This window comes from Streptomyces sp. NPDC002328 (assembly GCF_042890065.1).
Taxonomy (GTDB): Bacteria; Actinomycetota; Actinomycetes; order Streptomycetales; family Streptomycetaceae; genus Streptomyces.
Map to the genome: position 1 here is coordinate 570,165 of NZ_JBIARQ010000004.1, position 10,074 is coordinate 580,238.

Genomic DNA, 10,074 nt, shown 5'->3' on the forward strand with positions numbered 1-10,074 from the left:
GTGCGGATCGGTTCCGTCCGCAGGAGCCTGAGGGCATGGGCAATCCGACGCAGTACCCGCACATCGTGGTCCACGCCCCGGCCCTGGACGGCTCCCGCCGGGTCACCGCGGGGGACGACACCCTGGGCATCGCCACCCACCTCGACGACGTCGTCGAGATCCTCCGGCTGGCCGACCTCGACCGGATCGAGGTGGAGGAGAGCGACGTCGTCGAATGGCAGGGCGGCGGCCCGGACGACTGGCCGGGGCTTTCGGAACACCACGGAGAACATCACGGTGAACATCACCGTGAACACCACACGGCGTAGAGGGGGTACGCCAACCTCAAATCAACCTCTGAACATGGTTCAGCCGTCTTCAACCAAGCCTGGGTCAGGGCACATTGTGGTGACACGGGGCCCGCCGACACGGGGGAGGCGGGCTCCGCGCGCACAGACGAGGGGCGGCCCCACGGGCCGCCCCTCGGGCATGTGCGAGGGGCCCCGGCGACGTGAGCGGGTGGGCGAAGGTTCTCAAGGGACGGACAAGCGGGGGGCGAAGGAGGACGATGGGGGCCATGTTGGAGAGCGTGCCGGTGTGTTGCCCGGCCTGCCGACGTGAGCGTCTGTACTCCGCGCCGTCCTACCCGTGCGCGTGCGGCGCCGCCGTGACCCCGCGGCTCGACCGCCGGACCGCGCCCACGGCGGTCGTCCACCGCGCGTGGGAGGAGGAGTGGATCACCGTGCGCTGCCCGGCCTGCGGCCGCCACGACCAGTGGCCGCAGCCGGAGTTGGGCTGCGCCTGTGGAACGGTGATGCGCATACCGGTGACCGGGACGCCGGACGCACGCGAAGGGGCGACGTCCCCGCCCTCGCCCCGCCCCGCCCGCCGCCCGTTCCGCCCCATCGCCATCCGCACCGCCCGTGACGCGGTCACCGCGACCGCGGTGTATCTGGGCCGGCTCGGCCACCGGGACATCCGCCGCGCCGACCAGCGCCCCACCTCGGGCATCGGTCTCGCCGCCCGCGGGCTGCTGGCCCAGGTCGACCCCGGCGTCCGCCCGGCCTCGCTGCGGGACGTCGAGTGCCTGTGGCTGACCGCCATGGCGGAGTCCTCGGAGTGCGTGTACTTCTCCCTCTCCGGGTACGCCCCCGACGCCCGTGCCCGCGCCGACTCCCTCGCCGTCCCCCTCTTCGTCCTGGACCTCACGGGCGTACCCCGGCCGGTCAACGCGGCGGCCGGCGCGCTCGACGCCCGGGGCGGCGACTGAGCAGCCGGCCACCGCTGCGGCGGCCCCGCCCCGCCCCGCTACCGCCCGTACGTCTCCCGCAGCTCCACCTTCCGCACCTTCCCCGACACCGTCATCGGGAAGGCGTCCAGCACCTGGAGCCGGCTCGGGACCTTGTAGTGCGCCAGCCGCCCCGCGCAGAAGGCGCGCAGGTCCTCCAGGGTCGGCGGGTCGGCCGGATCGCGCGGGACGACGCAGGCGAGGACCTCCTCGCCGTACCTCTCGTCCGGCACTCCGACGACCTGGACGTCCTGGACGCCGGGGTGGCCGTAGAGGAACTCCTCGATCTCGCGCGGGTAGACGTTCTCACCGCCCCTGATGATCATGTCCTTGATGCGGCCGACGATCTCCAGGTATCCGTCCTCGCGCATCACGGCGAGGTCGCCGGTGTGCATCCAGCGGCCCGCATCGATCGCCTCGGCGGTCTTCTCCGGCTCGTTCCAGTAGCCGAGCATCACGCTGTAGCCGCGGGTGCACAACTCGCCTGCCGTGCCGCGTGGTTGAGTGACCCCGGTGACCGGGTCGACGACCTTGACCTCGATGTGCGGCAGGACCCGGCCGACGGTGCCGGTGCGGTGCTCCAGGTCGTCGTCGCGGCGGGTCTGGGTGGAGACCGGCGAGGTCTCCGTCATGCCGTAACAGATGGACACCTCCGCCATGTTCATCTCGGCGACCACCCGTTTCATCACCTCGACGGGGCAGGGCGAGCCCGCCATGATGCCGGTGCGCAGGGAGGAGAGGTCGTACGCGGCGAAGTCGGGGAGGTTCAACTCCGCGATGAACATGGTCGGAACGCCGTAGAGAGAAGTGCACCGCTCCCGCTGGACGGCCTCCAGGGTGGCCTTCGGATCGAAGGACGGGGCGGGGACGACGATGCACGCGCCGTGCGACGTCGCCGCGAGATTCCCCATCACCATGCCGAAGCAGTGATAGAAGGGGACGGGGACGCAGATCCGGTCCTGCTCGCTGTAGGCGACCAACTCGCCCACGAAGTAACCGTTGTTGAGGATGTTGTGATGGGAGAGGGTCGCCCCCTTGGGGAAGCCCGTCGTGCCCGAGGTGTACTGGATGTTGACCGGGTCGTCGCAGGACAACTCGGCTTCGCGCGCGGCGAGTTCCTCGCGCAGAGCGGGCGGCGTCGCGCGTCGCAGCAGCGCCTCCCAGCCGGGATCGCCGATGAAGACGGCCTCCCTCAACTGCGGGCATCTCTCCCGTACTTGCTCGATCATCGCCCGGTAGTCGCTCCCCTTGTGGCTGAGCGAGGCGAACAGCAGGGAGATTCCTGCCTGGTTGAGGACGTACTCGACCTCGTGCGTGCGGTACGCCGGGTTGATGTTGACCATGATCGCGCCGATCCGGGCGGTGGCGTACTGGACCAGCACCCACTCGGCGCAGTTGACCGCCCAGATGCCCACCCGGTCGCCCTTGGCGATCCCGCTCGCGAGCAGCGCGCACGCCAGCTCGTCGACGTCGGCGACGAACCGCGCGTAGGTCCAGCGGCGTCCGGAGGGCACGTCGACGAGCGCCTCGCGGTCCGGCCAGCGGTCGGCGGCGCGGTCCAGGTTCGCGCCGATCGTGTCGCCGAGCAGGGCGGTCCCGCCGGTGCCGTGCGCGTACGAGGTCGTCGAGGTCGTCGAGGTCGCGGAATCCACCGAGTTCACGGAGCTCACCGGAAGTCCTCCTCGCGGTACTCGTCGGCCGAGCCCGCAGCCGTGGCCTCGCGCAGCTCGACGCGGCGGATCTTGCCGGACACCGTCTTGGGCAGCGGCGCGAACTCCAGCCGGCGGACCCGCTTGTAGGGGGCGAGCACCTCACGGGAGTGCTCGAACAGCACCTTCGCGGTGTCGGGACCGGGCTCCCAGCCCTCCGCGAGGACGACGTACGCCTTGGGCACGGACAGCCGCACCGCGTCCGGCGCGGGAACCACGGCCGCCTCCGCGACGGCCTCGTGCTCCAGCAGGGCGCTCTCCAGCTCGAAGGGGCTGATCTTGTAGTCGGAGGACTTGAAGACGTCGTCGCCGCGGCCCACGTAGGTGATGTATCCGCTCTCGTCGCGTTCGCCGATGTCGCCGGTGCGGTAGTAGCCGTCGGCCATCGCCTCCGCCGTGCGGTCGGGGTCGCCGTGGTAGCCGGTCATCAGGCCGACCGGCCGCGCCGACAGGTCGAGCGCGATCTCGCCCTCCCGCGCGCCGGGCGCGCCGGTCACCGGATCGAGGAGTTCCACGCGGTAGCCGGGGCTGGGGCGGCCCATGGAGCCGGTCTTCAGGGGCTGGCCGGGGCTGTTGGCGATCTGCACGGCCGTCTCCGTCTGGCCGAAGCCGTCCCGGACGGTGACGCCCCAGGCCCGCCGGACCTGCTCGATCACCTCGGGGTTCAGCGGCTCCCCGGCGGCGACGATCTCGCGGGGCGGGGTGCGCAGCTGGGTCAGGTCGGCCTGGATGAGCATGCGCCACACGGTCGGCGGGGCGCAGAAGGTCGTCACGCCCGCGCGGTCCATCTCGGCCATCAGCCGGGCCGGGTCGAAGCGGGTGTAGTTGTGGATGAAGACGGTCGCCTCGGCGTTCCACGGGGCGAACAGGTTGGACCAGGCGTGCTTGGCCCAGCCGGGCGAGGAGATGTTGAGGTGCACGTCGCCCGGCTTCAGGCCGATCCAGTACATGGTGGCGAGGTGCCCGACCGGATAGGACACGTGCGTGTGCTCGACGAGCTTGGGGTGGGCGGTGGTGCCGGAGGTGAAGTACAGCATCAGGGGGTCGTCGGCCAGGGTGGGGCCGTCGGGCAGGAACTCGGGGGAAGCGGCGTAGGCGTCCTCGTAGGGCTGCCAGCCCTCGGGGACGCCGCCCACGGCGGTGCGCGTGTAGTCGCCGGGGACCTCGTCGAACCTGCCGGCGTCCTCCGCGCGGACCACGACGTGCCGGACCTGGCCGCGCTCGACGCGGTCGCGCAGGTCGGCGGGGCCCAGCAGCGGGGTCGCCGGGATGACGACGGCGCGCAGCTTCATCGCGGCGAGGGCGGTCTCCCACAGTTCGGCCTGGTTGCCGAGCATCACGAGGACGCGGTCCCCGGCCTCGACGCCCCGCTCGCGCAGCAGGTTGGCGAGGCGGTCGGAGCGCTCGGAGAGGTCGGCCCAGGAGAGGAGGACCTCGGAGCCGTCCTCCTCCACGATGTGCAGGGCGGTCCGGTCGTTGCCGTCGGCGACGACGTCGAACCAGTCGAGGGCCCAGTTGAAGTGCTCGGGCCGGGGCCACACGAAGCCCTCGTACGCCGTGGCGTAGTCCTCCCGGTGTCGCAGCAGGAAGTCCCGCGCGTCACGGAACCGCTCCGTCGCCGTCGTCATCCGTCCTCCGTCTCCCTGTGGCTCGCGTCCGTTTCCGCCGGACCATTGCCGGGCGGCTCCCTGCCATCGTGTAATCCGTGATGCGGGTCTCACCACCCCCGAACGGGGGGGCACCGCGGTGAGCGGGGCGTGAAGAGGCCTGAAGAAGGGCGGGCGGGTGACGGCGGCGGACGTGAGCGGAGCGCCGGCGCTGTGCGGTGCGCCGGTGCGGCTGCGGCGGGCGACGGGGCTGCCGGTCGCCTTCGGCGGGCTGGTGGAGCCGGGACGGCAGCGGATGCGGATCGGCGAACTGAGCGGCACGGCGACGGCGGCGCTGCGCGGGCTCATGGTGACCTCGGGGAACGGGCTCGGCGGCAAGGCCGTCGCGTTGGGCCGTCCGTGTGCCGTGAGCGACTACTCCCTCTCCCGGCGGATCAGCCACGAGTACGACGCGGCGGTGGCCGAGGAGGGCCTGCGGTCCGTGCTGGCGATCCCGGTCGTGGTGCGCCGCCGGGTGCGCGGAGTGCTGTACGGCGCGCTGCGCACGGCCCAGCCGCTGGGCGACCGCACGCTGGCGGCGGCCGTCGACGTGGCGCGGGACGTGGAGCAGTCGCTGGCGGTGGCGGACGAGGCGCGCGAGCTGCTGGACGCGGCGCGGCCCCCGGAGGCCGGTCCCGGGCCGGCCCCGGGTCTGGAGCGGATCCGTGAGGCCCATGCGGCGCTTCGGGCGCTGGCGCCCCGGATCGCGGACCCGGCGCTGCGCGCGGAACTGCTCGCGGCGTGCGGGCTGCTGACCGGCGACGCGCCCGCGCCCGCCGTGCCGCTGGCCCCGCGTGAGCTGGACGTCCTGGCGTGCGTGGCGGCGGGCGCGACCAACGCGGCGACCGCGGAGCGGCTGGGTCTGCGCCCGGAGACGGTCAAGGGCTACCTGAGATCGGCGATGCGCAAACTGGACGCCCACACCCGCGGGGAGGCGGTGGCAGCGGCCCGCAGAACGGGGTCCCTGCCATGAACCCCGGAGACGTCGAAACACCTCCCCGGAGAGCCCCGAGCCCGCCGACCCGGAGGGTCCAGACCGCTTCCCCCGAAGGGCCGAAGCACCTGCCCGGAGGGGACGGAACCCGCTTCCCCGGAAAGAAACGGAGCCCACCCGCCCAGAAGGGTTCGGGCCACCTGCCCGGAGGGGTTCGGGCCACCTGCCCGGAAGGGTTCTGGCCACCTGCCCGGAAGGGGCGGAGCCCGCCTCCCCCAAGGGGGCGAAGCGCCTCCCCGGAAGGGGCGTGACTCGCCTCTCCGGAGGGGGCGGGGGCCTTCAGGCAGGGCGGTGTGTTCGGGTCAGGGGTGGGGTGGGCGATGAGTGGTCATTCATTCGGGGGTTCGGTGAATTTCCCTATGCGTCCGGTTGTTATATCCCTCACCACGCCGTCCAGCCGGATTTCAACGGGAAGTTGCCTAGAATTTGGCCCGAACACGACACACGGAGGGGAGCGGTGACCGTGCGACGGGACTTCCAGGAGCCTGCCAGATGCCGCCCCGACCTGGTCATCGGCCGGGAGGAGCTGGTCACGGCCGCCCGGGACCACCTGACCGGCGGCGGCAGTGTGCTGCTCCACGGCCCCGCCGGAATAGGAAAGTCGACCGTGCTGCGGGCATTGGCCGCGGATTACGGCGAGGCGGCCCGCACCGTCCTGCGCTGCTCGGCGACCGAGTCCGAATCCCACCTCCCCTTCCTCGCCCTGGCCGACCTCTTCGGTCTGGTCCTCGACGAGGTGTCCGACAAGCTGCCCGCCGCCCAGCGCACCGCGCTGGAGTCGGCGCTCACCGGCCGTGGCGAGTCGACCCTGCAACGCGACGGCCTCGCCCTGCGCCTGGCCGTGCTCTCGGCGCTGCGCGCCCTCGCCGCCGCCGGCCCCGTGCTGCTTGTCGCCGACGACCTCCAGTGGCTGGACTCCGCCAGCGCCGAACTCCTCGGCTTCGCCGCCCGCCGCCTGGGCGACACCCCCGTCCAGCTGCTGTGCGCGGTGCGGACCGAGGGACAGGAGTACGACCGCCATCTACGCGCGTCCCCGCCCGACACCCTCGCCGTCCGGCTGAACCCGCTCTCCCGCGCCCAGGTCTCCGCCCTGCTCGACCACCGCGGCTACACCGACCTGCCCCGCTCCACGATGCGGGAGATCCACCGCACCAGCGGCGGCAACCCCCTGTTCGCCCTGGAGCTGGGCCGCGCCCTCGGCGAGAGCCCGACCCCGCCCCGCCCGGGCGAGGCCCTGCCCGTGCCGACCTCACTGCGCGCCCTGGTGCTCAGCCGGCTCGACATGCTGTCCGACGAGGCCCGCCGCACCCTGCTCGTCGCCAGCGCCGGCGCCCGCCCCACTCTGGCGCTGCTGCACGCGGCCGGCCGGGAGAACGCCGAGGCGGAGACCGCGCAGGCCGCCGCGCTCGGCCTGCTGGCCACGGAGCCCGAGGGGCCGGCCGTACGGTTCGCGCATCCGCTGATCTCGGCCGCGCTGTACGCGGAGGCGCCCGCGCTGGAGCGCCGGGCCGCGCACGCCGCGCTGTCCACCGCCGCCTCCGACCCGATCGAGCGGGCCCGCAACCTCGCCCTGGCGACCATCGGCACCGACCCGGAGGTGGCCGCCCGGCTCGCCGAGGCCGCCACCCTGGCCCGCGACCGGGGAGCGCCGTCGGTGGCCGCCTCCCTCGGGCTGCTCGCCGCCCGGCACACCCCGCCGGACGGCACGCCCGCACCGGACGAGCGCCGGCTCCAGGCCGCCGAGGACGCGATCACGGCCGGCGAGGTGGACCTCGCCCGGGACATCGCCCGCGAGGTGCTGACCCGGGCGACCGTGCCCGCCGAACGGGTCAAGGCCTGGATGGTGGTGATCGAGGCGGCCGGACAGGCCCTGGGCGACGTCGACGCCGTCTACCCGCAGGTCCTCGCCGACGCGGGCGACGACCCCGAGCTGCTCGCCCAGGTCCACTATCAGCTCGCCTGGCGCAAACTGGTCGTCGAGGGCGACTTCGCGCAGGCCCGCCAGGAGGCCGCGCACACCGCGGAGCTGGCCGCCCGCGGCGGCGACCGGCGCACCGAGCTGATGGCGCTGTCCTTCCAGGCCTCCACCGAGATCCTGATGGGCCATCCGCTCGCGCCCGTCACCATCAAACGGGCTCTGAAAGAGCCTCAGGACCCTTACGTGGCCTGCCATCACAACGGCGTCGGCATGGCCAGGTTCCGCTGGCTGCTGATGAGCGACCAGCTCCCCGAGGCGCGGGCGACGATCAGCGCGCTGCTGCGCGAGGTGCGCCGGCGCGGCATGGTCGAGAGCGAGGTGCACTTCCAGCGGTTCCTCGCCGACACCGAACTGCGCTCCGGGCACTGCGGGCGCGCCCTGGACCTGGCCCGCGAGAGCCTCAGGCTGGCCCGCGACTCCGGCATCGGCCTCGGCGCGTCGGCGATGCTGGCCTCCATGGCGGAGGCGTCCGGCGGTGACGTCGAACGGTCCCTGGCGCTGGCCCGGGAGGCCGTGGACCGGGCCGAGGAGGACGGCGACCAGATGTATCTGTCGCGGGCCCTGGCCGCCTTGGGCTACGCCCAGTTGGTCGCCGGGGACGCGGCGGGCGCGGTCGGCAGTCTGCGCCGGGTGCGCAAGCTGGAGCAGGGGCTCGGCATCACCGACCCGGCGCGCGGCCGCTGGCAGGGCGACCTGGCCGAGGCCCTGGTCCGCGTGGGCGAGCCGGGCGAGGCGCAGGACGTCATCGACGTCACCCGGGAGCACGCGCTGCGGCTCGGCCGGGAGAGCATCCTCGCGGTGCTGGACCGGGCGGAGGCGCTGGTGCGGGCGGCGCGGGGCGACCAGGAGAGCGCGGTCGCCCGGCTGACGTCCGTTCAGGACCGGCTCGCCAAGCTGGGCTACGGCCTGGAGGAGGCGCGCGCGGCGTTCGAGCTGGCCCGGCTGCGCACCGGGCGGCCGGGGCCGACGTCGTACGAGGAGGCGGCGCGGCTGTTCCGGCGGTGCCGGGCGCTGCCGTGGCTGCGGCAGGTCGAGGCGGCGACCGCGGAGGGGTCGGCCGAGCCGGCCGTCGTGCGCGCGCCGGCGCCCGCGTCGGACGCGCTGGAGGGGCTGGCCTCGATGGAGCGTCAGGTGGCCGCGCTGGTCATGGAGGGCGCCACCAACCGGGAGATCGCCGCGCGGCTGTTCATCAGCGTCAAGACGGTCGAGGCCACCCTGACCCGGGTCTACCGCAAGCTGGGGATCCGCTCGCGGGTGGACATCGTCCGGTTGGCGGCGGGGCACCACGCCAAGTAGGGGATCCGCGGGTTTTACTGCCTGCTGTCGAAGATCGGACCCGGTCCCCGTGATCTTCCGCGTGCGGTCCGCCGAGGGCGACCGAGGGTTTTCCCTGCCCCAACTCCCTTAGGGGGTTCCCTCATTGGGGAGGGAGAGCCCCGAGCCCTAGCGTAAGGGACGTGCCGCTCGCCCGGGCACACGGGGGTCGGTCCCGCGACCCCCGTGCACTCCCCCACACCCGCGCGTCCCCCACCGGCAACTCCCCACGCAAGGAGATCCATGTTCGGGCTCAACCGTGCCAAGAAGACCGCGGCCCTCGTCGCGGCCACCGCGGCGGCCGCCGCGACCGCGCTGATCGGCGCCCCCACCGCCGTCGCCGCGCCGCAGCCCATCGTCGGCGGCACGACCACCACCACGACGGCGTACCCGTTCATGATGCAGATCACGGACGCTTCGCAGAACCAGTTCTGCGGCGGCACGCTCGTCTCCCCGACCAAGGTGGTCACCGCCGCCCACTGTATGGTCGGCGAGACCACCAGCAGCGTGAGAGTGGTCGGCGGCCGCACGTACCTCAACGGCACCAACGGCACGGTCAGCCGGGTCAGCAAGATCTGGATCCACCCGAGCTACACGGACGCCACCAACGGCGACGACGTGGCCGTGCTGACCCTCTCGACGTCGATGCCGTACACCACGGCGTCGTACGTCTCCTCCTCCCAGACGGGCGTGTACGCGGCCGGCACCACGGCCCGCATCCTCGGCTGGGGCACCACCTCCTCGAACGGCAGCTCCTCCAACCAGCTTCGGACCGCGACCGTCCCGACGGTGTCCGACGCCAGCTGCCGCACTTCGTACGGCTCCGACTTCGTCGCGAGCGACATGGTTTGCGCCGGATACACCTCCGGCGGCGTAGACACCTGCCAGGGCGACAGCGGCGGTCCCCTGCTCATCGGGGGCGTCCTGGCAGGGATCACTTCTTGGGGCGAGGGCTGTGCGGCGGCCGGCTACCCGGGTGTCTACACCCGGCTGACCACCTTCTCCAGCCTGGTGACCACTCAGGTCAACTCGTAACCCAGGGATTCCCCGAGCATGTCTCGGGGACACGACCGGGGGGGGGGGGGGGGGGGGGGGGGGGGGGGGGGGGGGGGGGGGGGGGGGGGGGGGGGGGGGGGGGGGGGGGGGGGGGGGGGGGGGGGGGGGGG

At 73.3% G+C, this 10,074-nt stretch carries 7 protein-coding genes; 5 read left to right on the forward strand and 2 right to left on the reverse strand.

The window, feature by feature from the left end:
- The first annotated feature begins 35 nt into the window (after positions 1-35).
- Both ACFYX4_RS15065 and ACFYX4_RS15070 read left to right on the forward strand, forming a co-directional pair.
- A complete protein-coding gene (locus tag ACFYX4_RS15065; protein ID WP_389331659.1) occupies positions 36-308 on the forward strand; it encodes a hypothetical protein in 273 nt (90 codons plus the stop codon).
- A 239-nt stretch (positions 309-547) separates the two neighbouring features.
- Positions 548-1,249 (forward strand): hypothetical protein, encoded by a 702-nt coding sequence (locus ACFYX4_RS15070; RefSeq protein WP_389331662.1) that lies wholly within the window; start codon positions 548-550, stop codon positions 1,247-1,249.
- 38 nt (positions 1,250-1,287) lie between these two features.
- On the opposite strand, the gene ACFYX4_RS15075 is transcribed toward ACFYX4_RS15070, so the two are convergent.
- Together ACFYX4_RS15075 and ACFYX4_RS15080 are read right to left on the reverse strand one after the other, a co-directional pair.
- On the reverse strand, positions 1,288-2,937 hold the full coding sequence (locus ACFYX4_RS15075) for an AMP-binding protein (protein ID WP_389331665.1): 1,650 nt from the start codon (positions 2,935-2,937) through the stop codon (positions 1,288-1,290).
- Positions 2,934-4,604, reverse strand: coding sequence for an AMP-binding protein (locus tag ACFYX4_RS15080; RefSeq protein ID WP_389331668.1), 1,671 nt, complete (start codon positions 4,602-4,604; stop codon positions 2,934-2,936). The genes ACFYX4_RS15075 and ACFYX4_RS15080 overlap by 4 nt, the downstream gene beginning before the upstream one ends.
- A gap of 157 nt (positions 4,605-4,761) precedes the next feature.
- On the opposite strand from ACFYX4_RS15080, the gene ACFYX4_RS15085 reads away from it, so the two are divergent.
- The 3 genes from ACFYX4_RS15085 to ACFYX4_RS15095 all read left to right on the forward strand — a co-directional run bounded on the left by ACFYX4_RS15085 (position 4,762) and on the right by ACFYX4_RS15095 (position 9,943).
- Positions 4,762-5,595: a LuxR C-terminal-related transcriptional regulator gene (locus ACFYX4_RS15085; protein WP_389331670.1), complete on the forward strand. Its 834-nt coding sequence runs from the start codon at positions 4,762-4,764 to the stop codon at positions 5,593-5,595.
- Positions 5,596-6,073: 478 nt separating this feature from the next.
- Positions 6,074-8,890 carry an ATP-binding protein gene (locus tag ACFYX4_RS15090; RefSeq protein WP_389331673.1) on the forward strand — a complete coding sequence of 939 codons (2,817 nt, stop codon included), beginning with the start codon at positions 6,074-6,076 and terminating at the stop codon, positions 8,888-8,890.
- A gap of 261 nt (positions 8,891-9,151) precedes the next feature.
- On the forward strand, positions 9,152-9,943 hold the full coding sequence (locus tag ACFYX4_RS15095) for a S1 family peptidase (protein ID WP_389331676.1): 792 nt from the start codon (positions 9,152-9,154) through the stop codon (positions 9,941-9,943).
- Positions 9,944-10,074: the final 131 nt, after the last annotated feature.